Origin of the sequence: Paraburkholderia caballeronis, from assembly GCF_900104845.1 — a bacterium.
Classification (GTDB): domain Bacteria; phylum Pseudomonadota; class Gammaproteobacteria; order Burkholderiales; family Burkholderiaceae; genus Paraburkholderia; species Paraburkholderia caballeronis.
In genome coordinates this window covers 3,132,801-3,156,783 of the sequence record NZ_FNSR01000001.1, presented here as the reverse complement: position 1 = coordinate 3,156,783, position 23,983 = coordinate 3,132,801, and the positions used below count along the sequence as shown (strand labels likewise).

18 protein-coding genes are annotated in these 23,983 nt (G+C 69.3%); 8 read left to right on the top strand and 10 right to left on the bottom strand.

Annotated elements, in window-relative coordinates:
- Positions 1-55: 55 nt before the first annotated feature.
- Entirely contained in the window at positions 56-475 is a 420-nt protein-coding gene (locus BLV92_RS14065) for a PaaI family thioesterase (RefSeq protein ID WP_090545830.1), read from the bottom strand.
- A 195-nt stretch (positions 476-670) separates the two neighbouring features.
- Here BLV92_RS14065 and BLV92_RS14060 point away from each other — a divergent pair, with 195 nt between their 5' ends.
- Positions 671-1,297 (top strand): ParA family protein, encoded by a 627-nt coding sequence (locus BLV92_RS14060; RefSeq protein ID WP_090545828.1) that lies wholly within the window; start codon positions 671-673, stop codon positions 1,295-1,297.
- Positions 1,298-1,366: 69 nt separating this feature from the next.
- Here the strand turns inward: BLV92_RS14060 and panD are convergent, their stop codons facing one another.
- The 4 genes from panD to BLV92_RS14040 form a co-directional block, all read right to left on the bottom strand.
- Positions 1,367-1,753, bottom strand: a complete 387-nt coding sequence (panD, locus tag BLV92_RS14055) for an aspartate 1-decarboxylase (protein ID WP_090545826.1) — start codon at positions 1,751-1,753, stop codon at positions 1,367-1,369.
- Between the two features lie 58 nt (positions 1,754-1,811).
- A complete protein-coding gene (panC, locus tag BLV92_RS14050) occupies positions 1,812-2,645 on the bottom strand; it encodes a pantoate--beta-alanine ligase (RefSeq protein ID WP_090545823.1) in 834 nt (277 codons plus the stop codon).
- 230 nt (positions 2,646-2,875) lie between these two features.
- Positions 2,876-3,739 carry a segregation and condensation protein A gene (locus tag BLV92_RS14045; protein WP_090545821.1) on the bottom strand — a complete coding sequence of 288 codons (864 nt, stop codon included), beginning with the start codon at positions 3,737-3,739 and terminating at the stop codon, positions 2,876-2,878.
- Complete coding sequence (locus tag BLV92_RS14040) at positions 3,739-3,924, bottom strand: DUF3460 family protein (protein WP_090545819.1); 186 nt, start codon at positions 3,922-3,924, stop codon at positions 3,739-3,741. Before BLV92_RS14040 ends, BLV92_RS14045 begins: the two co-directional genes overlap by 1 nt.
- A 319-nt stretch (positions 3,925-4,243) precedes the next feature.
- On the opposite strand from BLV92_RS14040, the gene BLV92_RS14035 reads away from it, so the two are divergent.
- Both BLV92_RS14035 and BLV92_RS14030 read left to right on the top strand, forming a co-directional pair.
- Complete coding sequence (locus tag BLV92_RS14035; RefSeq protein WP_090545817.1) at positions 4,244-6,076, top strand: autotransporter assembly complex protein TamA; 1,833 nt, start codon at positions 4,244-4,246, stop codon at positions 6,074-6,076.
- A 79-nt stretch (positions 6,077-6,155) separates the two neighbouring features.
- The gene (locus tag BLV92_RS14030; RefSeq protein ID WP_090545815.1) at positions 6,156-10,817 is read left to right on the top strand and encodes a translocation/assembly module TamB domain-containing protein; all 4,662 of its coding nucleotides are present in this window, start codon (positions 6,156-6,158) and stop codon (positions 10,815-10,817) included.
- Between the two features lie 83 nt (positions 10,818-10,900).
- Here BLV92_RS14030 and metG read toward each other — a convergent pair whose 3' ends face one another.
- Together metG and BLV92_RS14020 are read right to left on the bottom strand one after the other, a co-directional pair.
- Positions 10,901-13,045 carry a methionine--tRNA ligase gene (gene metG, locus BLV92_RS14025; protein ID WP_090545814.1) on the bottom strand — a complete coding sequence of 715 codons (2,145 nt, stop codon included), beginning with the start codon at positions 13,043-13,045 and terminating at the stop codon, positions 10,901-10,903.
- 441 nt (positions 13,046-13,486) lie between these two features.
- Complete coding sequence (locus BLV92_RS14020; RefSeq protein WP_090545812.1) at positions 13,487-14,137, bottom strand: YiaD family glycine zipper/OmpA-like lipoprotein; 651 nt, start codon at positions 14,135-14,137, stop codon at positions 13,487-13,489.
- A 303-nt stretch (positions 14,138-14,440) separates the two neighbouring features.
- On the opposite strand from BLV92_RS14020, the gene apbC reads away from it, so the two are divergent.
- From apbC to BLV92_RS13995, 5 genes are all read left to right on the top strand, one after another.
- Entirely contained in the window at positions 14,441-15,529 is a 1,089-nt protein-coding gene (gene apbC, locus BLV92_RS14015) for an iron-sulfur cluster carrier protein ApbC (RefSeq protein WP_090545810.1), read from the top strand.
- 129 nt (positions 15,530-15,658) lie between these two features.
- Positions 15,659-16,195: a superoxide dismutase family protein gene (locus BLV92_RS14010; protein ID WP_090545808.1), complete on the top strand. Its 537-nt coding sequence runs from the start codon at positions 15,659-15,661 to the stop codon at positions 16,193-16,195.
- A gap of 209 nt (positions 16,196-16,404) precedes the next feature.
- Positions 16,405-16,974, top strand: coding sequence for a dCTP deaminase (dcd, locus tag BLV92_RS14005; RefSeq protein WP_090545806.1), 570 nt, complete (start codon positions 16,405-16,407; stop codon positions 16,972-16,974).
- Between the two features lie 83 nt (positions 16,975-17,057).
- Positions 17,058-19,337, top strand: coding sequence for an arginine/lysine/ornithine decarboxylase (locus BLV92_RS14000; protein ID WP_090545804.1), 2,280 nt, complete (start codon positions 17,058-17,060; stop codon positions 19,335-19,337).
- A gap of 5 nt (positions 19,338-19,342) precedes the next feature.
- Positions 19,343-20,053, top strand: coding sequence for a lysozyme inhibitor LprI family protein (locus tag BLV92_RS13995; protein ID WP_090545802.1), 711 nt, complete (start codon positions 19,343-19,345; stop codon positions 20,051-20,053).
- A gap of 229 nt (positions 20,054-20,282) precedes the next feature.
- On the opposite strand, the gene BLV92_RS13990 is transcribed toward BLV92_RS13995, so the two are convergent.
- The 3 genes from BLV92_RS13990 to BLV92_RS13980 form a co-directional block, all read right to left on the bottom strand.
- The gene (locus tag BLV92_RS13990) at positions 20,283-21,218 is read right to left on the bottom strand and encodes a bestrophin family protein (RefSeq protein ID WP_090545800.1); all 936 of its coding nucleotides are present in this window, start codon (positions 21,216-21,218) and stop codon (positions 20,283-20,285) included.
- Between the two features lie 164 nt (positions 21,219-21,382).
- Positions 21,383-22,798 (bottom strand): argininosuccinate lyase, encoded by a 1,416-nt coding sequence (gene argH, locus BLV92_RS13985; protein ID WP_090545798.1) that lies wholly within the window; start codon positions 22,796-22,798, stop codon positions 21,383-21,385.
- A gap of 162 nt (positions 22,799-22,960) precedes the next feature.
- Entirely contained in the window at positions 22,961-23,791 is an 831-nt protein-coding gene (locus BLV92_RS13980; protein WP_090545796.1) for a helix-turn-helix transcriptional regulator, read from the bottom strand.
- Between the last annotated feature and the right edge of the window lie 192 nt (positions 23,792-23,983).

The following is a 23,983-nucleotide window of genomic DNA, read 5'->3' as shown; positions in this document are numbered from 1 at the left end:
CACCCCCGAACCGCTTCGCCATGCCAACCGCCGCGAAGATCAGCGACCCGAACGCTCAGTACAACACCATCTGCGTACACCGAAACAGCGCGATGGTCTTCCCGTCCGGCCCGCTGACGGTCGCGTCCCACACCTGGGTGCTGCGGCCGAGATGGACGGCGGTCGCGACCGCCGTCAGCGTGCCTTCCCGCGCGGTGCCGACGAAGTTGCTCTTCAGCTCGACCGTCGTGAAGTTCTTCGCGTTGTCCGGCAGGTGCGCGAAACACGCATAGCCGCAGGCGGTGTCCGCGAGGCCGATCACCGTCGCCGCGTGCAGAAAGCCGTTCGGCGCGAGCAGGTCCGGCCGGACGTCCAGTTCCGCGCGCAGCCGCCCCGCGTCGAGCGAAATGGCCCGAAAGCCCAGCCAATCCGGCAGTTTGCCGCGTTGCCGTTCGTGGAGTCGGTCGATCGAAACGTCGGTGCGCAGCAGGCTCATGGGCGAAAAGTCTCCGGATAACGGGCTGGAATGGGCCGCCGCTGTTGCGTCAGGGGCTTCGGCGCGGCGGAGTTTGCCGATATTATCAACGGCTGGGTCGTTGCGCGCCCGTCGTCCACGGGCGGCGCGCGCATCGCGGCCCCCGAATCGGCAATCCGGCTGGCCCGCGCGCCAGCCTTCCTGACGGGAGCATTCATGACGGTGATCGTGGTGGCGAACCCCAAGGGCGGCGTCGGCAAGAGCACGCTGTCCACCAATCTGGCCGGCTATTTCGCCGCGCAGGGCGAGTGGGTCGCGCTCGCGGACCTCGACCGGCAGCAGTCCGCGCACGCGTGGCTCGACCTTCGGCCCGCGACGCTGCCGCCGATCGAGACGTGGAGCGTCGATCTCGACAACCCCGCGAAGCCGCCGAAGGGACTGGAGCACGCGGTCGTCGACACGCCGGCGGGCCTGCACGGCAGCCGCCTCGCGACGGTGCTGGAGCTGGCGGACAAGGTGATCGTGCCGTTGCAGCCGTCGATGTTCGACATCCTCGCGACGCAGGACTTCCTCGACCGGCTCTCGAAGGAGAAGGCGGTGCGCAAGGGGACGATCGAGGTCGGCGTGGTCGGGATGCGCGTCGATGCGCGCACGCGCTCGGCGGAACAGCTGCAACGCTTCGTCGAGGGGCTGAAGCTGCCGGTGCTCGGTTATCTGCGCGATACGCAGAACTACGTGCAACTGGCGGCGCACGGCCTCACGCTGTGGGACGTCGCGAAGAGCCGCGTCGATCGCGACGTCGAGCAGTGGCAGCCGATCCTGTCGTGGCTGAACGGGAAGTAGCGCGGACGGCTATCGGCCATCCGGACGGCGGTCCGCCGGCGCATGACCGGCGGCGGACCGCAATGCGAGTCAGGTCCAGCTTTGCGTCGGCACGTGATCGCGGCTGCCCTTGATCCGGTTCTGCTCGTCGACGAACACGAGATCCGGTTTCCAGCCCGCCTTCAGTTCGGCTTCGTCGACGTTCGCGAACGCCGCGATGATCACGAGGTCGCCGAGCTGCGCGCGGCGCGCGGCCGAGCCGTTCAGCGAGATCATCCCGCTGCCGCGCTCGCCCTTGATCGCATAGGTCGAGAAACGCTCGCCGTTGTTGATGTTCCAGATGTCGATCCGCTCGTTCTCGACGATGTTCGCCGCTTCGAGCAGGTTCTCGTCGATCGCGCACGATCCTTCGTAATGCAGTTCGCAGTGCGTGACGACCGCGCGGTGGATCTTCGACTTCAGCATGTGGCGTTGCATGGGCGTCTCCTCGGGCGGACGGGGCGGTCCGCCGGGCTCCTGTCTGGGTGGATCGGGATCAGATTTCGAGGTTGTCGATCAGCCGGGTCGCGCCGAGTTTCGCGGCGGCGAGCACGACGAGCGGCGCATCGGTTTCCTGCGGCAGCGGCGGCAGCAGGTTCGAGCGCTGGCGGATCGCGATGTAGTCCGGCTGCCAGCCGCGCGCGGCGAGCTTCGCCATCGCTTCGATTTCCAGTTGCGGGTAGTCGGTCCGGCCCGACAGCACCGCTTCGCGCACCGACTGCAACGCCGCCGCGAGCTGCGGCGCCTCGGCGCGCTCCGCTTGCGCCAGATAGCGGTTGCGCGAGCTGAGCGCGAGGCCGTCGGCGTCGCGCACGGTTTCCGCCGCGATCACGTCGGTCGGCAGCGCGAACTGCTGGCACATCGCGCGCACGATCATCAACTGCTGGTAGTCCTTCTTGCCGAACACCGCGACGCGCGGCTGCACGCACGACATCAGCTTCATCACGACCGTGCAGACGCCGGTGAAGAAGCCGGGGCGGAACTCGCCTTCGAGGATGTCGCCGAGGTCGTGCGGCGGGTGCACGCGGTATTCCTGCGGCTGCGGGTACATGTCGCGCTCGGTCGGCGCGAACAGCACGTACACGTTCTCTTTCTGCAGCTTTTCGATGTCGGCTTCGAGCGTGCGCGGGTACTTGTCGAAGTCCTCGTTCGGGCCGAACTGCAGCCGGTTGACGAAGATGCTCGCGACGACCGGGTCGCCGTGCTGGCGCGCGAGCCGCATCAGCGACAGGTGGCCTTCGTGCAGGTTGCCCATCGTCGGCACGAACGCCGTGCGGTTCTGGCCGCGCAACTGGTCGCGCAATTCCTGGATCGAGCTGATGACTTTCATGATCGGGGCGGCGGGGATGCCGGTGCGTTAAGCCACGCGCGAAGCGGGACAGGGTTGCCGCAACCGGCGTGCCGGACCTGGCCGGCGGGCCGCTTGCGCGAGGCGCGCGCCCGGCCGCTTCGGGCAGGGCAGGCGCGGGCGGATTGTAGTGGATTTGCGCGCGCAGCGCAGCCGCGGCTGGAGTTGCGCGAGCGCGCGAGTGCGTGACGAGCGGACCCGCGCGGCGTCCGTCATGCCGGCAGGTAGGCGAGTCGCACGTAGATCGGCGCGAACGGCTCCGCCTGGGTGATCTCGATCAACGATTCGCGTGACAGCTCCAGCATCGCGATGAAGTTCACGACGACGACCGGCACGCCGCGCGATACGTCGAACAGTTCCGTGAACTCCATGAAGCGCGTGTTTTGCAGCCTGCGCAGGATCACGCTCATGTGCTCGCGCACCGACAGCTCCTCGCGCGAGATCTTGTGATGCTGGACGAGCTTCGCGCGCTTCACGACGTCGGCCCACGCGGCGCGCAGGTCGTCGCTGTTCACGTCCGGGAAGCGCGGCGTGACGCTCTGCTCGATGTACACCTCGGCGCGCAGGAAGTCGCGGCCGAGTTGCGGCAACTGGTCGATGCGCTGCGCGGCGAGCTTCATCTGCTCGTATTCGAGGAGACGCCGCACGAGTTCCGCGCGCGGGTCTTCCGCTTCGTCGCCGGTGTCCGCCTTCCTGACCGGCAGCAGCATCCGCGACTTTATCTCGATGAGCATCGCGGCCATCAGCAGATACTCGGCCGCGAGTTCGAGGTTCGTCTTGCGCAACTGCTCGACGTAGCCGAGATATTGCGTGGTGACCTCGGCCATCGGGATGTCGAGCACGTTGAAGTTCTGCTTGCGGATCAGGTACAGCAGCAGGTCGAGCGGCCCTTCGAACGTTTCGAGAAAGACTTCGAGCGCGTCCGGCGGGATGTACAGGTCCTGCGGGAGCTTGAACAGCGGCTCGCCGTACAGGCGCGCGAACGCGACGCCGTCGACCGTGTCGGGCGTCGAGTCGTTCGCGGGGGCGGCGAGCGCGTCGCCGTCCGGAGCGCCTGCTCCGGCGGGAGCGGCCATCAGAAGTTCTGGTAGTACACGTACGACGTCTGCTTCACGCGCGACGCCTGCTGGCGCTCGCGCTCGTCGAGATCGATCGGCTGCTTGTCCCACAGCAGCGAGCGGCCGCGGCGCTGTTCGTCTTCGAGCGAAGGCTTTTGTTGCTTGAGCTGGTTCAGGAACTGCGTGATGTCCGACTGATACATGGCTTGATGTCCGGGTCGAAGGAGGCGGTTTCGCAACGCCGAACCGTGGCGGGTTCAGGTCGGGCGTAATTTTACCGCAAGCCGTGCGCGCAAGGCACCCGCGCCGGCCCGGCGTGCCGGACAGGCCACGGCGCATCCCGCCGCGACCCGGGTTTGGTGCCGACGGCCGTGCTGGTTGTGGGGTTCGGCGCCGCCGTTGTGGTGAAATAACGCGTCTGCGCCCGCCACGCGGTGCCCAGCGGACGGGGAAGCCCCGTTCTAACCAGATCACGACGGCCGGAGGTCCTGTTTGGCGGGGTGGAAGATCGAATCGTTGCGCATGCGGCCCGGCCGTGCCGCCGGCGGCACGGCTCGCGGCGCCGTTGCGCCGGCTCGCGTGCGTTGGCCCGGCCGGCCGGCGCGGCGTCCGCATGCGCTCCGTCTCGCGTGGCCGCTCGTCGCGGCGTTGGTCGCCGCGCTGTGGGCGGGCGACGCGCTCGCGTCGTACCGCGTCGACATCGACGCGTCGCCGCGCGCGCTGCGCCGGCTGTTGCAGCAGCACCTCGACATCTCCCGCTTCGCGAAACGCGACGACATCAGCGACGAGCAGTTCGGCTTTCTCGTGACCGCGACGCCGCAGCAGGTGCGCGACCTCGCGGCGACCGACGGTTATTTCACGCCGGTCGTGCGGACCGACGTGCGCACGACCGGTGGCAAGCGGCAGGTGCGGGTGAGCGTCGAGCCGGGGCCGCAGACGAAGGTGTCGTCGGTCACGCTGACGTTTCGCGGCCCGGTGCTGACCGAGGACCCGACGCAGGAGAACGCGACGCGCTTCGCGTTCTCGCTGCGCGAGGGCGATCCGTTCTCGCAGTCCGGCTGGGACGACGCGAAAAACGCGTCGCTGAAGGCGTTGCAGTCGAAGCGTTACCTCGGCGCGAAGATCGCGCGTTCGGAGGCGCGCGTCGATCCGCAGAAGCACGACGCGCAACTGTCCGTCACGTTCGACAGCGGGCCGACCTTCACGATGGGCGCACTCGACGTCACCGGCGCGCGGCGCTATCCGGAACGCATCGTTCATAACGTGAACCCGATCGCGCCGGGCGAAATCTACGACCTGCAGCGCGTGACCGAACTGCAGCGCCAGTTGCAGAACACGCCGTATTACGCGAGCGTCGCGATCGACGTGGACAACAACACCGACCAGCCGCTCTTGACGCCGCTGCACGCGAAGCTGAGCGAATTCCCGTACAACAGCTTCCGGGGCGGCGTCGGTTATTCGACCGATACCGGCGCGCACGTGCAGGGTTCGTACTCGTACCTGAACACGTTCGGCGCCGCGTGGCCGTTCCAGATCCAGGGGCGGCTCGACGAGATCCAGCAGTTCGGCCAGGTGCAGCTGTCGATGCCGCCGGGGCCGCGCGCGTGGACGAACAGCGCGCTCGCGTCGTATTCGAGCACCGACGTGTCCGACACGCACATCTACAGCGCGCGGATCGGCGTGCAGCGCACCCGCACGTCGCAGAACATCGACTACGCGTATCAACTGCTGTACTACCAGGACCGGCTGACGCAGAACACCGGCGCGCCGACGTCGAGCCGCGCGCTGGTGCCGTCGTGGTCGTGGACGCGCCGCAACGTCGACGATCCGCTGTTTCCGCGCTCGGGCAACCTCGTGCGCGTGGAGGCGGGTTTCGCGGTGAAGGACGTGCTCGCGGACCAGACGTTCATCCGCGGCTACATGCGCGGCCAGCAGTATTTCCCGATCGGCCGCGACGACATCGTGCTGATCCGCGCGGAACTCGGCGGCGTGTTCACGAGCGGCAGTTCGACCGGCGTGCCGGCGTCGCTGCTGTTCCGCGCGGGCGGCTCGAACTCGGTGCGCGGCTACGGCTTCCAGAGCATCGGCAACAACGTCGACGGCTCGATCCTGCCGACCAAGTACCTCGTGACCAGTTCGGCCGAATACCAGCACTGGTTCAGCCACGACTGGGGCGCGGCCGCGTTTTTCGACGTCGGCACCGCGACCGACACGTGGGGCGAAAAGCAGTTCTTCCCGGGCGCGGGCCTCGGCGCGCGCTGGCGCAGCCCGGTCGGCCCGGTGAACCTCGACCTCGCGTACGGCTTTCGCAACCGCAGCGTGCGGCCTTACCTGACGCTCGGGATCGCTTTCTGATGATGACGCCTTCGATGTTCCGCAACGCTTCGATGTTCCGCAACGTGTACCCGCGCGCGCCCGGCGGCGCGCCGACCGTATGACGACGCCCGCGCACGATCCGTCCGACTGGCCTGGTGCGTCCGGTGCGTCCGGTCGCGCCGGCGGGCCGCCGCTGCCGGCCGGGAGCGGGGACGACGCCGCGCCGCTCTCCGGCGGGCAGCCGCCGCACGGCGGCGGGTCGGAGCCGCCGTCGTCGGACGCGCCGCCGCCGCGCCGCCGTCGCCGGCCGTGGAAGGCGCTCGCGTGGCTGATCGCGGTGCCGGTGCTGCTCGTCGCGTTGCTCGCGGGTCTGCTGTACGGCGCGCTGACGACCGAGCGCGGCACCGCGTACGCGTGGCGCGCGGCGGTGAAGCTGCTCGACGGCCGGCTCGCGGGCACGCTCGACGGCGGCGCGCTCGCGACCGGCGTGCGGCTGCGCGACGTCGCGTGGCGCGGCGCGGACGGCACGCGCGTCACCGTGGACCGCATCTCGGGACAGTGGGCGCTCGGCCGCCAGCCGTGGCGGTTCGTCGTCGCGTATCTGCACGTCGGCGACGTCGATCTGCGGATCGTGCCGTCCACGGAGCCGTCGTCGCCGGCGACGCTGCCGACCGACCTGCAACTGCCGCTCGCGGTCGAGATCCGCGATCTCCAGGTTGCGCGGCTCACGCTGCACCAGGGCGCGTCGACGAGCGAGTATTCGCGGCTGATGTTCCACGCGCGCAGCGACGGACGCCATCACGAGGCGACCGTCGAGCGGCTCGACACGCCGTTCGGCGCGGTGAGCGCCGACGCGAAGCTCGACGGCGTGCGGCCGTTCGCGCTGAAGGGCAACCTCGGTTATTCGGGCAAGGTGAGCGGCGAGGACGTGCAGGTGAACGGGCGCGTCGGCGGCTCGCTGGAGGCGCTGAGCGCCGATCTCGAAGCGAGCGGGATGAAGCTGACCGGCCGCGCGCACGTGGAGGCGACGCCGTTCGAGGCGGTGCCGCTGGAGCGCGTGACGCTCGCGTTCGATCACGTGAATCCGCAGGCGTTTGCGCCGGGTGCGCCGTTCGCGGACCTCGCGGTGCGGGCGGATCTGGCGCCGGTCGGGGAGGCGGCGGTTTCATCGGCGGCTGCCGCCGGGGCGGCGGGTTCGGCCGTGACGGCCGGGGTGGTCAAGGCGGCTTCGGCGGGCGTTGCGTCCGGCAGGTCCGGCGCGTCCGGCGCGTCCGGCGCTGTGGGCGTTGCCGGGGCGTCGAAGCCGGTGGCCGCGTCGGCGCCTGAGTTGGCCGCATCCGCCCCGCCTGGGGCCAGCGGACCCTCGACCGCTTCCGCGTCCGCCTACGCGTCGGCTCCTTCCGCCGGCGGCGCGTCGCCGGCTGCGCCGACCCCGCACCCGCAGGCATCGCGCGGCGCTGCCGGCTTTACGGTCGCCGGCTCCGTGTCGATCGTCAACGCGAAACCCGGCTCGCTCGACGACCAGTTGCTGCCGCTGATCGACGCGCGCGCCGACGTCACGCTCGACGCGAAAACGCAGCGGATCGGCAACCTGAACGTGCGCGTCGTGAAGAACGCGACGGTCACGGGCGGCGGCACGATCAGCGGGCGCAACGGCCAGTTCGACCTGAACGTCGCGGCGCTCGACCTGAACGCGATCCAGTCGAGCGTGCGCGCGACGCAACTGTCCGGCCCGGTCGGCATCCGCCTCGCGGGCGACGTGCAGAGCGTGACGCTCGACCTCGCGGACGCGAAAGCCGGTCTGCGCGCGCAGGGCAAGGTGACGCTCGATCCGGCGCGCACGACGTTCAGCGACGTGCGCGTGACGTCGGGCGCGGGGCGCATCGACCTCGCCGGCGCGATCAAGCACGACGCGAACTCGACATACAACCTGAAGGCGACGCTGACGAACTTCGATCCGCTGTCGCTGACGTCGCAGCGGCCGGCGAGCGCGGCGCGGCGCGGCGATGGCCGGCCGGCAACAGGGGCTGCGGCGGTTCAGCGGAGCCGTAACAGCGCCAACAGCAACAGCGCTCCCTCCCGCGCCACCGCCGAGCGCGACGCGCTCGATCCGAAGCGCAACCTCGCGCTGAATCCCGCCCGTAATCCGGCGCTGAACCCCGCACAGGACGACGCGCGCCATCCGCAGCCGACCCGCGCGTCTCCCGCGCCCGCGTCGCCGCGCCCGGCCGCGTCCGGCCACGCCCCCGCGCGCCGCGGCGTATCCGCTTCGCGTCCGGTCGAAGCCCGCGTGAACGGCACGCTCACCGCCGCGGGCGTGCTCGCGCCGGCGTTCACGACGAAGGCAGACTTCCGGCTCGGCCCGAGCGTGTACGACGGCCTGCCGCTGACCGGCTCCGGCACCGTGCAGCTCGCGGGTGCGCGGCTGCTGCCGAGCCGCGCGAACCTGTCGGTCGCCGGCAACGAAGTCGATCTGCAAGGCAGCTTCGGCGCGCGCGGCGACCGGCTGCGCTTCCGGATCGACGCGCCGCAGCTCGACCGCCTCGGCTTCGGCCTCGCGGGCCAGGTCGCGGCGAGCGGCGACCTGACCGGCACGTTCGCGCATCCGGACGTCGCGCTCGACTACCGCGCGGACAACGTCGCGTTCGGTTCGAACCGCGTCGGCCACGCGCAGGGCCACGCGGAACTGCGCGACGGCGCGAACGGCGCGCTCGTGTTCACGACCGACGCGCGCGACGCGAGCGTCGGCGGCATCGACGTGACGACGCTGACCGCGCGCCTGTCCGGCACCCGCGCGAAGCACACGTTCGTCGCGAGCGCGACCGGCAAGGTGCAGGGGCAGGCGCTCGACGTGTCGGTCGCCGCGAACGGCAGGCTGTCCGACACGCGCGAAGGCACGCGCTGGGACGGCGTCGTCACGCAGCTGCAGAACCGCGGCGCGCCGGACATCGCGTTGCAGACGCCGCTCACCGTCAGCGCCGGGCCGGGCAAGGTGACGCTCGGCGCGACGCGGATCGGGCTCGAAGGCGCGACGCTCGACCTGCGCGCGTTCGACCTCGACCACGGCCGCCTCCGTTCGGCCGGGTCGTTGACCGGCGTGTCGCTCGCGCGGCTGATGCAGTTGCGCCAGCAGATCACCGGCGTCGCGTCGACGATGCGCACCGACCTCGTGTTCGACGGCGACTGGGACTTCTCGGTCGGGCCGACCGCGACCGGCTACGTACAGGTGAAGCGCCGCGCCGGCGACATCACCACGCAGATCGGCCGCGGGATGGCGTCGCTCGGCATCGCGGACCTGAACGCGCGCGCGCAGTTCAGCGGCGGCAACCGGCTGACCCTGACGGCGCACGCGCTCGCGAACCGGGTCGGCGTGCTCGACGTCGACGCGTACACGCAGCTGACGCCGCAGGACGGCGTGCTGGCGCTCGCGGACGACGCGCCGATCGGCGGCACCGTGCGCGCGGACGTGCCGTCGCTCGCGACGACCGGCGGCCTGTTCGGGCCGAGCTACCTGCTCGCGGGCCACCTCGCGCTGCAACTGACGCTCGGCGGCACGCTCGCGCGGCCGGACCTGTCCGGCGCGCTGACCGGCGACGGGCTGTCCGCGACGATGGTCGATCAGGGCGTGCAGTTGAAGGACGGCGTGATCCACGTCGCGCTGTCGCACAATCTCGTGGACTTCCAGCAGGTCGAGTTCCACGGCGCGAGCGGCACGCTGCGCGCGACCGGCCGCGTGCGGCTCGACAACGACGAGCCGGACCTGACCGCGAGCATCGTCGCGGACAAGCTGGAACTGTTCGCGTCGCCGGACCGCAAGCTGTCGCTGTCGGGCAGCGCGACGGTCGCGAACGCCGGCCGCGCGGGCGGGCTGCAGATCGACGGCAAGTTCGCGGTCGACCGCGCGCTGTTCGACCTGCCGGACCAGCCGGCGCCGTCGCTCGGCGACGACGTCGTCGTCGTGATGCCGGACGGCACCACGCGCGGCGGCATCCCGGTCGAGACGCCGGGCGCGAACCGGCCGGTCGGCCGCTTCGCGCCGCGCGCGAACGTCGACATCGACCTCGGCCGCAACTTCCGCTTCCGCGGCCAGGGCGCGGATCTCGGCCTGGCCGGCACGATCACCGTGATGAGCGCGCCGAACCTGCCGCTGCGCGCGGTCGGCAACGTGCGCGTGACCGAGGGTTCGACGTATACGGCGTTCGGCCGCAAGCTCGGCATCGAGAACGGCTTTTTCACGTTCAACGGGCCGGTGTCGAACCCGGGCATCAACATTCTCGCGATGCGCCGCAACCAGCAGGTCGAGGCAGGCGTGCAGGTGACCGGCACGGTGCAGGCGCCGGTCGCGCGGCTCGTGTCGGAGCCGAACGTGCCGGACAACGAAAAGCTGTCGTGGCTGCTGTTCGGCCACGGCACCGACCAGGGCAACAACCTCGGCCAGCAGAGCGCGATGACGACCGCGCTCGCGCTGCTCGGCAGCGCGAGCGGCAAGCGGATCGCGCAGACGATCGGCCTCGACGAATTCTCGATCGGCCGCAGCGAGGTCGGGCTGACCGACCCGCAGGTCGTGATGATCTCGAAGGCGATCAACGAGCGGTTCGTGATCGGCTACGAGCAGGGTTTGCAGTCGGCGGCGAACGCGGTGAAGGCGACGCTGAACCTGACGCGCTACTGGTCGGTCGCGGTGTACGGCGGCACGTTCTCCGGCGTCGATCTGCTCTATACGCGGCGGTTCGACCGGTTCTGGAGCCGCGGGCGGTCGCAGGCGGCCGACGACCGCTAGGCGCGGCGAGCGCGCAGTAACGAAAAAAGCACGCCCGGGAGCGTGCTTTTTTCATGGGGAACCGCGGCGGCGGGTGTCGCGTGTCAGCGCACGCGCATGCCCGGTTTCGCGCCGCTGTGCGGTTCGAGGATGTAGAGGCCCGGTTCGGCCTTCTCGTCGGCGGCCGACGCCGCGAGCACCATTCCCTCGGACACGCCGAACTTCATCTTGCGCGGCGCGAGGTTCGCGACCATCACCGTGAACTTGCCCTTCAGGTCTTCCGGCCTGTACGCGGAACGGATGCCGGAGAACACGTTGCGGGTGCGGCCCTCGCCGACGTCGAGCGTCAGTTGCAGCAGCTTGTCCGAGCCCTCGACGACGTTGCAGTCGACGATCAGCGCGATGCGCAGATCGATCTTCGCGAAGTCGTCGATCGAGATCGTGTCGGATGCGCCGTCATCGTTCTTGCCCGCGTCCTTCGCGGCGGCCTTGGCCTTCGCCTTCGATGCGGCGTCGGCCGGCGCGGCGGCTTCTGTCGCCTGCAGCGATTCGCGGTTCGCGGCGAGCAGTGCGTCGATCTGTTTCGGATCGACGCGCGTCATCAGATGCTTGTACGCGGTGATCGGCTGCTGCGACGACAGCGGCGTGTCCGCGTGCGACCACTGCAGCGGCTCGATCGACAGGAACGCCTCGACGGCGGCCGCGAGCGTCGGCAGCACCGGCTTCAACGCGAGCGACAGCAGCCGGAACGCCTCGATGCTCACGGTGCAGGTCTCGTGCAGCGCGACTGCGTTCGCGGGATCCTTCGCCTGGTCCCACGGCTTCGCGGTGTCGACGTAGCCGTTCACCGCATCCGCGAGTTCCATCGTCTGGCGCAGCGCGCGGCCGTAGTCGCGCGCCTCGTAGTGCGCGGCGATCTGCGGGATCGCGACGCGCAGCGCGACGAGGAGCGGATGCTGCATCGCGCTGTCCTGCACGCGGCCGTCGAAACGCTTGCTCAGGAAACCCGCCGCGCGGCTCGCGATGTTGATGTACTTGCCGACGAGGTCGCTGTTCACGCGCGCCTGGAAGTCCTCCAGATTCAGGTCGAGGTCTTCCATCGTGCCGTTCAGCTTCGCGGCGAAGTAATAGCGCAGCCACTCGGGGTTGAGGCCGGTGTCGACGTAGCTCTGCGCGGTGATGAACGTGCCGCGCGACTTCGACATCTTCGCGCCGTCCACCGTCAGGAACCCGTGCGCGAACACGTTGGTCGGCGTGCGGTGGCCGGAGAATTCGAGCATCGCCGGCCAGAACAGCGTGTGGAAGTACAGGATGTCCTTGCCGATGAAGTGGTACTGCTCGGTCTTCGAACCCGGCTTCACCCACGCGTAGAAATCGAGGCCGAGCCGGTCGCACAGGTTCTTGAAGCTCGCGTAGTAGCCGACCGGCGCATCGAGCCACACGTAGAAATACTTGCCCGGCGCGCCCGGAATCTCGAAGCCGAAGTACGGCGCGTCGCGCGAGATGTCCCAGTCCGCGAGCTTCGCTTCGCCCGGCTCGCCGAGCCATTCGCGCATCTTGTTCGTCGCTTCGGGCTGCGCGAGGCCGCTGACCCAGGCGCGCAGGAAGTTCTCGCAGCGTGGGTCGGACAGGCGGAAGAAGTAGTGCGTCGAGGTCTTGCGGACCGGCGTCGCGCCCGAGACGACCGAGTACGGGTTCACGAGGTCGGTCGGCTGGTACGTCGAGCCGCAGACTTCGCAGCTGTCGCCGTACTGGTCCTTCGCGCCACATTTTGGGCACTCGCCCTTGATGAAGCGGTCCGGCAGGAACATGTTCCGGACCGGGTCGTACGCCTGCTCGATGTCGCGGGTTTCGATCAGCCCGGCGTCGCGCAGCGCGGTGTACACCGACTCGGACAACTCGCGGTTCTCTGCCGAATCGGTCGAGTAGTAGTTGTCGAACGAGATCCCGAAGCTGTCGAAGTCGCGCTTGTGCTCCTGCCAGACGCGCGCGATCAGCTGCTGCGGCGTGATCCCTTCCTTTTCGGCGCGCAGCATGACCGGCGTGCCGTGCGTGTCGTCGGCCCCGACGTAATAGACCTCGTGCCCGTGCATTCGCAGCGCGCGGACCCAGATGTCCGTCTGGATATATTCGACCAGATGGCCGATATGGATTTGCCCGTTCGCATAGGGCAGGGCAGACGTGACGAGAATCTGGCGGCGGCCCTGCGGCGCGCCGGCGGCACGGAGGTCGGTGGCGGGTGCTGACATGTCTGGGGGATTTCCAGTGTTGCGGGAGGACGAAACTGCGATTCTAGCAGGGCGGCCCCGCGCAGCGTCCGGCGCGGGACGGGGCGGCGGGCGGGGACGGCGGCCTCGTCGGCGGGCTGGCGGCGCCACGAAACGCGCGGCCAAAAAAAACCGGGGCGGTAGCCCCGGAGCAACAACGACAAGAGGAGAATGGTGACGCGGCGGCTTCGCCAGCCACGTACCGTACTGAAAGACAGCGGATTTCCGGGAGAGTTCGAAAATTTTTTCGATTGCCCTGCGAAATCGTTCGGCGCCCATTTTCCGGGCCGGCCGGGCGGCATCGCCGCCGTCCAGGACGGTTTTCCGTCACCGTTTTCCGCATGGCGCGGCGCGCCGCCGAACGCATCGGCGAGTGCGCCGCGCCACTTCCCGCCGCCGGGGCTCGACCGGCGGCGTCTGTCGTTACTGCTGGTGCTGCGCGGTCGCGCGCAGATAGATCTCGACGCGGCGGTTCTGCGCGCGGCCGGCTTCGGTGCTGTTGTCCGCGACCGGCTGCGTGTCGCCGCGGCCTTCCGCCGACAGGCGCTGCGACGCGACCCCGCGTTGCGCGAGGTAGTTCACGACGCTCTGCGCGCGGTTCACCGACAGCGTCTGGTTGTACGCCGGCTGGCCGGTGCTGTCGGTATGGCCGACGACCTGCGCGATGACTTCCGGATTCTGCTGCAGCGTCTGCGCGACCTGGTCGAGCACCGGCGCGAACGACGGCTTGATCGCGTAGCTGTTCGTATCGAACGTGACGGAACTCGGGATATTCAGCTTCAGCGAGCCGTCCGGCTGCTCGGTGATCTGCGTGCCGGTGCCCTGCGTCGCGCCCGACAGGCGGTTGCGGATCGCCTGCCAGTTGTAGCCGGTGATGCCGCCGACCAGCGCGCCGGCGCCGGCGCCGATCGCCGCACCCTTGCCGCCGCCGAAGATCGCGCCGAGCGCCGCGCCGGTACCGGCGCCGACGCCGGTGCCGACGGCGGTGTTGGTGCCTTGCTGGCTCGCGCAGCCGGCGACGAGGGCGCCGGCGACAGCGAACACGGACAGGCGGGTCATGATTCTTGTGTTCATTTTGAATTCCTCTCTTGAGTGAACAGGACGACTACCACACGGTGGATTCCCAGCAGCCCCGACAGCGCCGAGGGTCTTCGGGCGGCGTGCGCCGCCAGCCACTACAATGGCGGCATGAGGCGCGCGCCCGGTGGTTGCGTGACCGGCGAGGGCACCCGGCGAGGGTCGGGCGAGCCTGCTGCCGCGAAGCGTGCCTTGCAGACAGGATTTACGCAATCCAGCTTAACAATTTCTTTCCATTTAAGGCGTGAGGACGACCGGGCGGTCGCTATCGCGCCGCCTGCATCCCCCCACGGAGTAACGATGAGCTTAGATCGGGCCTTGGTCGACGCCGCACTTGCGGCGCTGACGGATCCCACCACCGGCCGCCCTTATGCAGCCGACAAGGGCGTGCGCAACGTGACGGTCGACGGCGGCGCCGTCGGCGTCGAGATCGTGCTCGGCTATCCGGCGAAGAGCCTGTTCGGCACGGTGCGCCAGCAGGTCGAGGCGGCGCTCGCCGCGGTGCCGGGCGTGTCGGAAAGCCGCGTCTCGGTGCGGCAGGACATCGCCGCGCATACGGTGCAGCGCGGCGTGAAGCTGCTGCCGAACGTGAAGAACATCGTTGCGGTGGCATCCGGCAAGGGCGGCGTCGGCAAGAGCACGACCGCCGTGAATCTCGCGCTCGCGCTCGCGGCCGAGGGCGCGTCGGTCGGCCTGCTGGACGCGGACATCTACGGCCCGTCGCTGCCGATGATGCTGGGCATCGAGGGCCGCCCGGAGTCGCCGGATGACAAATCGATGAACCCGATGACCGGCCACGGCGTGCAGGCGAATTCGATCGGTTTCCTGATCGAGCAGGACAACCCGATGGTGTGGCGCGGCCCGATGGCGACGTCCGCGCTCGAACAGCTGCTGCGTCAGACGAACTGGCGCGATCTCGACTACCTGGTCGTCGACATGCCGCCCGGCACCGGCGACATCCAGCTGACGCTCGCGCAGCGCGTGCCGGTGACCGGCGCGGTGATCGTGACGACGCCGCAGGACATCGCGCTGCTCGATGCGAAGAAGGGCCTCAAGATGTTCGAGAAGGTCGGCATTCCGATCCTCGGCATCGTCGAGAACATGGCCGTGCACATCTGCTCGAACTGCGGCCACGAGGAGCACGTGTTCGGCACCGGCGGCGCGGAGCGGATGAGCCGCGAATACGGCGTCGAGGTGCTCGGCAGCCTGCCGCTCGACATCGGCATTCGCGAGCAGGCCGACGCGGGCCGCCCGACCGTCGTCGCGGACCCGGACGGCCGCATTGCGCATGCGTATCGCGCGATCGCGCGTCGCGTCGCGGTGCAGATCGCGGAGCGCGCGCGCGACATGACGTCGAAGTTCCCGAGCATCGTCGTGCAGAACACCTGAGGAGGCGGCCGCGCCGCCGCGCGAAGCGGCTCGCAGACGCGGCGCAGCGCGTGGCGCGCGGTATCATGTCGGCTTCATCGGCACCGCACGACGGCCGCGCACGACGCGGCCGGCCGGCAAGAGGATCGAATGGGAAAGGGAATCGACAGGCAGATAGCGCTTGCATTCGTCGTGGGAGCGGCCGCGTGCGCGCTGCTCGGCGGATGCAGCAGCTTTCTGCGGCCGCAGGAGAAGCGCGCCGACGCGCAACTGCTGCCCACTGTCGGCAACCAGGCGACCGGCACCGTGACCTTCATCGAACGCTCCGACGGCGTCCAGGTGAGCTACAGCCTGACCTCGCTGCCGCCGGACAGCGACCACGCGCTGCAGATCCACGAGCGCGGCGACTGCAATGCCGCCGACGCGTCGAGCGCCGGCCCGGTGTTTTCGCCAGCCGCCGAGCGGCTGCGCGCCGGCGCGCGCGTCGAGGGCGACCTCGGCAACATCCACGCGGATTCGACCGGCGTCGCGACCGGCTTCCTCGTCGCGCCGGACGTGTCGCTCGACGGCATCCGCTCGGTGCTGCAACGCGCGGTGATCGTCCACCGCGACGCAATCGATCCGTATGCGTATCCGCAGCGCGGCACCGGCACCGCGCTCGCGTGCGGCGTGATCCGCCAGCAGTGAGCGCCGCGCTCGCCGGCGCTTCTGGCGACGTCCTCGGGCGTGAAGCGGGCGGCTCGCCGGGCGGCCCGCGCAGACTGGCGGCACGGCGATCCATATCGCGTAAAATGGCGCCTTTCGCGTTCCCGAACGCGGCGCGCCGCCGGCCCTCTCCTTGCAGGCGGGCCGCGCCGCAGCGGCTCACCTTTCCTATCCGTCACGCAGCGACCAACATGGCAATCAAATCCGACAAGTGGATCCGGCGCATGGCCGAACAGCACAAGATGATCGAGCCGTTCGTGCGCGATCAGGTCCGCACGTCGGAGGACGGCCGCAAGATCGTCAGCTACGGCACGTCGAGCTACGGCTACGACATCCGCTGCGCGGACGAATTCAAGATCTTCACGAACATCAACTCGACGATCGTCGATCCGAAGAATTTCGACGAGAAGTCGTTCGTCGACTTCAAGGGCGACGTCTGCATCATCCCGCCGAACTCGTTCGCGCTCGCGCGCACCGTCGAATACTTCCGGATTCCGCGCACCGTGCTGACGGTCTGCCTCGGCAAGTCCACCTATGCGCGCTGCGGGATCATCGTGAACGTGACGCCGTTCGAGCCCGAATGGGAGGGCTACGTGACGCTCGAATTCTCGAATACGACACCATTGCCTGCGAAAATCTACGCGAACGAGGGCGTCGCGCAGGTGCTCTTCTTCGAAAGCGACGAGGTCTGCGAGGTGTCCTACGCGGACCGCGGCGGCAAATACCAGGGGCAGCACGGCGTCACGCTGCCGAAGACGTGACGCGCGCTGCGCACTGACACACCAGCATTCCGGGTGACCGCTGCGCATCAGAAGCAGCGGTCGTTCTTTTTGGAGAATCGCCCATGAAGTTTCGTTTTCCCGTCGTCATCATCGACGAAGATTTCCGCTCCGAAAACATCTCGGGCTCCGGCATCCGGGCGCTCGCGGAAGCGATCGAGAAGGAAGGCGTGGAAGTCCTCGGGCTGACGAGCTACGGCGACCTCACGTCGTTCGCGCAGCAGTCGAGCCGCGCGTCGTGCTTCATCCTGTCGATCGACGACGACGAACTGCTGCCGTACGTCGACGGCTCGGACAGCGTCGCGCCGGACGACGCGCCCGCGATCGTCGCGCTGCGCGCGTTCGTCGAGGCGGTGCGCCGCCGCAACGCGGACATCCCGATCTTCCTGTACGGCGAGACGCGCACCTCGCGCCATCTGCCGAACGACGTGCTGCGCGAACTCCACGGCTTCATCCACATGTTCGAGGACACGCCGGAGTTCGTCGCGCGCCACATCATCCGCGAGGCGAAGGTCTATCTGGACGCGCTCGCGCCGCCGTTCTTCAAGGAGCTGGTGCAGTACGCGGACGAAGGCTCGTACTCGTGGCACTGCCCGGGGCACTCGGGCGGCGTCGCGTTCCTGAAGAACCCGCTCGGCCAGATGTTCCACCAGTTCTTCGGCGAGAACATGCTGCGCGCGGACGTCTGCAACGCGGTCGACGAACTCGGCCAGCTGCTCGACCACACCGGCCCGGTCGCGGCGTCGGAGCGCAACGCGGCGCGCATCTTCAGCGCGGACCACGTGTTCTTCGTGACGAACGGCACGTCCACGTCGAACAAGATCGTCTGGCACGCGACGGTCGCGCCCGGCGACGTCGTGCTGGTGGACCGCAACTGCCACAAGTCGATCCTGCACGCGATTACGATGACCGGCGCGATCCCGGTGTTCCTCACGCCGACCCGCAACAACTTCGGCATCATCGGCCCGATTCCGCGCGACGAGTTCAAGCCGGAGAACATCCGCCGCAAGATCGAGGCGAATCCGTTCGCGCGCGAGGCGCTCGCGAAGAACCCGAACCTGAAGCCGCGCATCCTGACGATCACGCAGAGCACGTACGACGGCGTCGTGTACAACGTCGAGATGATCAAGGACCTGCTCGGCGACCTGCTCGACACGCTGCACTTCGACGAAGCGTGGCTGCCGCACGCGGAGTTCCACTCGTTCTACCAGGACATGCACGCGATCGGCGCGGACCGTCCGCGCACCGGCGCGCTGGTGTTCGCGACGCACTCGACGCACAAGCTGCTCGCGGGCATCTCGCAGGCGTCGCAGATCGTCGTGCAGGATTCGGAGAACAGCACGTTCGACCGCCATCGCTTCAACGAGGCGTACCTGATGCACACGTCGACGAGCCCGCAGTACGCGATCATCGCGTCGTGCGACGTCGCGGCCGCGATGATGGAGCCGCCGGGCGGCACCGCGCTCGTCGAGGAGTCGATCGCGGAGGCGCTCGACTTCCGCCGCGCGATGCGCAAGGTCGATGCCGAGTACGGCGACGACTGGTTCTTCCAGGTGTGGGGTCCGGAGGAGCTGGCCGAGGAGGGCATCGGCTCGCGCGACGACTGGATGCTGCGCCCGAACGACCGCTGGCACGGCTTCGGCAAGCTGGCCGAAGGCTTCAACATGCTCGACCCGATCAAGGCGACGATCGTGACGCCGGGCCTCGACGTGGACGGCGAGTTCGGCGAACACGGGATTCCGGCCGCGATCGTCACGAAGTATCTGGCCGAGCACGGGATCATCGTCGAGAAGACCGGGCTGTACTCGTTCTTCATCATGTTCACGATCGGCATCACGAAGGGCCGCTGGAACTCGATGGTCACCGAACTCCAGCAGTTCAAGGACGACTACGACAACAACCAGCCGCTGTGGCGCGTGCTGCCCGAGTTCGTGGCGCAGCATCCGGCATACGAGCGCATCGGCCTGCGCGACCTGTGCCAGCAGATCCACAGCGTGTACCGCGCGAACGACATCGCGCGCCTGACGACCGAGATGTACCTGTCCGACATGGAGCCGGCGATGAAGCCGTCCGACGCGTACGCGAAGCTCGTGCACCGCGAGATCGACCGCGTGCCGATCGACGAACTCGAAGGCCGCGTGACGTCGATCCTGTTGACGCCGTATCCGCCGGGCATCCCGCTTCTGATCCCGGGCGAGCGGTTCAACCGGACGATCGTGAACTACCTGCGTTTCGCGCGCGAGTTCAACGAGCGTTTCCCCGGCTTCCACACGGACATCCACGGGCTCGTCGGCGAGATGATCAACGGCCGCATCGAGTACTTCGTGGACTGCGTGCGCGACTGACCGCGATGAAGCCCTGGACGACCCGCCTGTCCCGCCGCTGGGCCGCCGCTGCCGTGCTGGCGGCCGCGTGGCTGACGGGCGCGGGCGCCGCGCACGCGGACGTCGCGGCGGCCGATCCGATCGACACCGCGATGCGCGCGTGTCTCGCGCGCGCGGACCGCTCGTCGACCGCGGGCCAGGTGCAGTGCATGGACGAGGCGCGCGCTTCGTGGCGCGGCGCGGCCGACACCGCGCTCGCGCAACTGCTCGCGAAGCTGCCGGCCGCGCAGAAGCGCCGCTGGCAGACGAGCCAGCAGCGCTGGGGCGCGTGGCGCGATGCGGAGGACCCGATGCTCGGCGCGGTGTTCGCGACGACGAGCGGGTCGATGTACGTGATCTACGAAGCGGACATGCGTTTGCAGCCGGTGCGCGACCGTGCGCTCGCGCTGCGCGCGCAGCTTGCGCAGATGGCGCCGGGGCAGCGTGCGCCGCGCGCGCGGGCGTGTTCGGCCGACGCGCGCTGCGAGCACGCGACCTATGACCTGAACCGCTACTATCGCCGGCTCTCCGCGCGGATGCCCGCGCATTCGCGGCCGACGCTCGTGCGCGCGCAGAGCGCATGGCGCGCTTACCGCGACGCGACGACGCCGCTGATCGACGAACACGCGCGGCTCGACCTGCTCGGCGCGCGGCTCGCGACGCTGAAGCGGTTATCGGAGACGGTCGGGAATCACTAGCGGGCGGCGGGCTGCCCGGTCTGTCAGCCGCGCTGGGCGGGCGTGGCGTTGACCTGCGCGCGCGAGCGGCGACCGCTGCCGTCATCGCTTTTCGATCGGTTTTATCGGCAGAATCCGGCCCGTGCCGCGTCGTTCATGTCGCTCACGTCGCTCACGACGCGTCAATCCGCGCAAAAAAGGCCGCGTGAAGCGGCCTTCGCACCTCTCGCCAGCCGGCACGCACGGTGTTCTACAGCAGAACCGTCCGCTTGCCGGGAGGCGTCGTGTCGACGGTCGTCGGGTCGCCGATCAGGTCGTGCAGCGCGACCTCGATCCCCGTGGACATCACGCCGAGCGCGAGGTCGTTGTCCTCGGTGCCGAACGGGTCCTCGATCTGCGCGGCGATCGCCTCGTGCGCCATGAACGCATACGCGACGAACACCGCGAACACCGGCGTGAGCCAGCCGATGCTGTCGACGAGCCCGAACGGCAGCAGCGCGCAGAAGAAATAGACGGTCCGGTGGATCATCACCGTGTACGCGAACGGCAGCGGCGTCGACACGATCCGCTCGCAGCCGCCGATCACATCCGACAGTCCGTTCAGGTTGCGCTCGAACGCGACCACGGCCCAGCCGTCGATCCGCTGGTCGCGCGGTTCGAGCTGCACCCCGCGCTGGACCCATTCGGAGGCGCACAGCAGCAGCGTCGCGGGCCGGAAGCGCGATGCCATCACGCGGTCCAGCAGCGCGGGCGGCAGATGCCTTGCGAGGTCGTCGCGCGGATCGGTGCCGCGCAACTGATGGCGCAGCGCATGCGGCAGCGCGCACAGCACGTTGACTAACTCGCGCACGCGCGGCGTCACGCCGCCGTTCGGCGCGAGCGTCTGCGCCTGGCGCACCAGCGAGCGCGACTCGTTCAGCAACTGGCCCCACAGCTTGCGGCCTTCCCAGTAGCGGTCGTAGCTCGCGTTGTTGCGAAAGCCGAGGAACACCGCGAGCGCGATGCCGATCAGCGAGAACGGCACCGTGCTCAGGTTCACGGTGATCCGCAGGATGTGGTCGTGCGACGCGACCGCGACGATCGACAGGCACAGCACGAGAAAGAGGCGCGGCAGCAGCTGCGGCAGCACGGAGCCGTGCCACGCGAGCAGCATCCGGAACCAGTGGAGACGGGGGCGGACAATCATCGGATCACGAATCGGCGGTTGCGGGGGGCGGGGCGGTCGGCGGCGGGGCGTCGGGCGACGCGGTCCGGCCTTCAGGGCCGGCCGCGAACCCGCACATCGCGTTCGGGCATCGACGGACGCGCGCATGCCGTGACACGGCGCGCGCGCCCATCACGACCGCGCGCTTATTTCGACGCGTTCAGCGCCGCGCGGGCGGCGGCGATCGCCGCGCGCACCTGCTCCGGCGCGGTGCCGCCCGGATGGTTGCGGCTCGCGACCGAGCCTTCGAGCGTCAGTACCTCGAACACGTCGTCGCCGAGCAGTTGCGCGACCGCCGGCAACTCGGCGCGCATCTCGTCGAGCGTCAGGTCCGCGAGGTCGCAGTTGCGATCGACGCAGACCCGCACCGCATGCGCGACCGCCTCGTGCGCGTCGCGGAACGGCAGCCCGCGCTTCACCAGGTAGTCCGCGAGGTCGGTCGCGGTCGAGAAACCCTGCAACGCGGCCGCGCGCATCGCGTCCGGCTTCACGCGGATGCCGGCGACCATCTCCGCGAAGATGCGCAGCGTGTCCGCGACCGTGTCGACGGTGTCGAACAGCGGCTCCTTGTCTTCCTGATTGTCCTTGTTGTACGCGAGCGGCTGGCCCTTCATCAGCGTCAGCAGCGCCATCAGATGGCCGTTCACGCGGCCGGTCTTGCCGCGCGCGAGTTCCGGCACGTCCGGGTTCTTCTTCTGCGGCATGATCGACGAGCCGGTGCAGAAGCGGTCCGCGAGATCGATGAAGCCGACCCGCGGGCTCATCCACAGCACCAGTTCTTCCGAGAAGCGCGACACGTGCGTCATCACCAGCGCGGCCGCGGCCGTGAATTCGATCGCGAAGTCGCGGTCGGACACCGCGTCGAGCGAGTTCGCGCAGATGCCGTCGAAGCCGAGCGTCTTCGCGACCGCGAAACGGTCGATCGGATAGCTCGTGCCGGCGAGCGCGGCCGCGCCGAGCGGCAGGCGGTTCACGCGCTTGCGGCAGTCGACGAGGCGCTCCGCGTCGCGCGAGAACATCTCGACGTACGCGAGCAGGTGGTGGCCGAACGTGACCGGCTGCGCGACCTGAAGGTGCGTGAAGCCGGGCAGGATGGTCGCCGCGTGCTGGTCCGCGAGGTCGAGCAGCGCGCCGCGCAGGTCGCCGAGCAGTGCGCCGATCCGGTCGATCTCGCCGCGCAGCCATAGCCGGATGTCGGTCGCGACCTGGTCGTTGCGCGAGCGGCCGGTGTGCAGGCGCTTGCCCGCGTCGCCGATCAGCGCGGTCAGGCGCGCCTCGATGTTCAGGTGCACGTCCTCCAGGTCGAGCTGCCACTCGAACTCGCCGCGTTCGATTTCGCCCTTGATCTGCGCCATCCCGCGCTGGATCGCAGCGAGGTCGTCGCCGGCGATGATCTTCTGCGCGGCGAGCATCGACGCGTGCGCGAGCGACCCTTCGATGTCGACGAACGCGAGGCGCTTGTCGAAGAAGACGGACGACGTATAGCGCTTGACGAGTTCCGACATCGGCTCGGAGAAGCGAGCCGACCAGGCTTCGCCTTTTTTGTGCAGTTGGGACGTCATGGTGTTGGGGCAGTGAACGGTGAGCGGTGGCTGGGCGGCCGGCCGCGCATGCGGGACGCGCGGGCGGCGCAACAGAAACAGACGGCGATTTTACCACCCGCGCACCGGGCGGCCGGCTGGCGGGGCGGGGCTGTGTCGGGTTTCGGGGATGGGCGCGCGCAGTCAAAGCCGCACGAGCACGACGAGCTTCAGATCCTCGCGATGCGCCGGCTTGAACGTGATCTGGTCGTACGCGAGCGGACCGTGACGCGGATGGTTGAATTCGCGCCGGCCGCCTTCGCGCTCGCCGACGTCCTGCGACGCCCAGAACCGCGCGAAGTCGTCGCTCGCGGCGATCAGCGAATCGATCAGCGTGCGGGTCGGCGCGTCGTTCAGATGGCGGATCGAGTCCGCGCGGAACTCCGCGCAGAGCCGCCGCGCGCGCGTTTCCCAATCGACGATCAGCGCGCGCGCGAGCGGCTCGGTGAACGTGAAGCGCAGCAGGTTGCGGTCGTGCGCGCCGTCGAGCCAGCCGGTGAACAGGTCGGCCGCGTGCGCGTTCCACGCGAGCGCGTCCCACTGGCGGTCGAGCACGTAGGCCGGCGCATCGACCAGTTGCACGGTCTGCAGCAGCGTCGCGGGCGCGTCGGCGGCGGCCGGGTCCGGCTCGGCCGGATCGCGCTGCGCGGCCAGTTCGAACAGATACGCGCGTTCGGCGCGCGACAGTTGCAGCGCGACGGCGATCCGCGCGAGCGCGTCCGCCGAAGCCGACACGGGCCGGCCCTGCTCGATCCACGTGTACCAGGTGGGGCTCACGCCGCACAACTGCGCGACCTCCTCGCGGCGCAGGCCGGGCGTGCGGCGGCGCGGGCCGGGCGGCAGCCCGACCGCCTGCGGCGACAGCCGCTCGCGATGCGCGCGGATGAACTCGCCGAGCGCGCGCGCGGGTGTCGCGTCGAGGGTTTTCGCGGGGCCGGACGAAGCCGTGTCGGCAGCGTCGAATGAGGTGGTCATGGCGGTGCGGCGAATCGTGGTGAACCGTGGCGGGTGGTGCGGATACCAGAATGATTGCTTGTCTTGTACTGGTACAGCGCGGGCTCTATTGTAGCGGCTGATGCGGCGTTGGGGCCGTCGCATCGGCCGCCCCGGTTTGCGAACGCCGCGACGCCCCGTGCGTCGCGGTCTCCCCCCACCTACGGCGTCGCC

Excerpts from the sequence above, each read along its gene's own strand:
- BLV92_RS14035 (WP_090545817.1), top strand. The coding sequence starts at position 4,244 with ATGCGGCCCGGCCGTGCCGCCGGCGGCACGGCTCGCGGCGCCGTTGCG.
- argH (WP_090545798.1), bottom strand. The coding sequence starts at position 22,798 with ATGACGTCCCAACTGCACAAAAAAGGCGAAGCCTGGTCGGCTCGCTTC.
- BLV92_RS14030 (WP_090545815.1), top strand. The coding sequence starts at position 6,156 with ATGACGACGCCCGCGCACGATCCGTCCGACTGGCCTGGTGCGTCCGGT.
- BLV92_RS14060 (WP_090545828.1), top strand. The coding sequence starts at position 671 with ATGACGGTGATCGTGGTGGCGAACCCCAAGGGCGGCGTCGGCAAGAGC.
- metG (WP_090545814.1), bottom strand. The coding sequence starts at position 13,045 with ATGTCAGCACCCGCCACCGACCTCCGTGCCGCCGGCGCGCCGCAGGGC.
- BLV92_RS14045 (WP_090545821.1), bottom strand. The coding sequence starts at position 3,739 with ATGGCCGCTCCCGCCGGAGCAGGCGCTCCGGACGGCGACGCGCTCGCC.
- apbC (WP_090545810.1), top strand. The coding sequence starts at position 14,441 with ATGAGCTTAGATCGGGCCTTGGTCGACGCCGCACTTGCGGCGCTGACG.
- BLV92_RS14065 (WP_090545830.1), bottom strand. The coding sequence starts at position 475 with ATGAGCCTGCTGCGCACCGACGTTTCGATCGACCGACTCCACGAACGG.
- BLV92_RS14040 (WP_090545819.1), bottom strand. The coding sequence starts at position 3,924 with ATGTATCAGTCGGACATCACGCAGTTCCTGAACCAGCTCAAGCAACAA.
- BLV92_RS14000 (WP_090545804.1), top strand. The coding sequence starts at position 17,058 with ATGAAGTTTCGTTTTCCCGTCGTCATCATCGACGAAGATTTCCGCTCC.
- panD (WP_090545826.1), bottom strand. The coding sequence starts at position 1,753 with ATGCAACGCCACATGCTGAAGTCGAAGATCCACCGCGCGGTCGTCACG.
- dcd (WP_090545806.1), top strand. The coding sequence starts at position 16,405 with ATGGCAATCAAATCCGACAAGTGGATCCGGCGCATGGCCGAACAGCAC.
- BLV92_RS14020 (WP_090545812.1), bottom strand. The coding sequence starts at position 14,137 with ATGAACACAAGAATCATGACCCGCCTGTCCGTGTTCGCTGTCGCCGGC.
- BLV92_RS14010 (WP_090545808.1), top strand. The coding sequence starts at position 15,659 with ATGGGAAAGGGAATCGACAGGCAGATAGCGCTTGCATTCGTCGTGGGA.
- BLV92_RS13990 (WP_090545800.1), bottom strand. The coding sequence starts at position 21,218 with ATGATTGTCCGCCCCCGTCTCCACTGGTTCCGGATGCTGCTCGCGTGG.
- panC (WP_090545823.1), bottom strand. The coding sequence starts at position 2,645 with ATGAAAGTCATCAGCTCGATCCAGGAATTGCGCGACCAGTTGCGCGGC.
- BLV92_RS13995 (WP_090545802.1), top strand. The coding sequence starts at position 19,343 with ATGAAGCCCTGGACGACCCGCCTGTCCCGCCGCTGGGCCGCCGCTGCC.
- BLV92_RS13980 (WP_090545796.1), bottom strand. The coding sequence starts at position 23,791 with ATGACCACCTCATTCGACGCTGCCGACACGGCTTCGTCCGGCCCCGCG.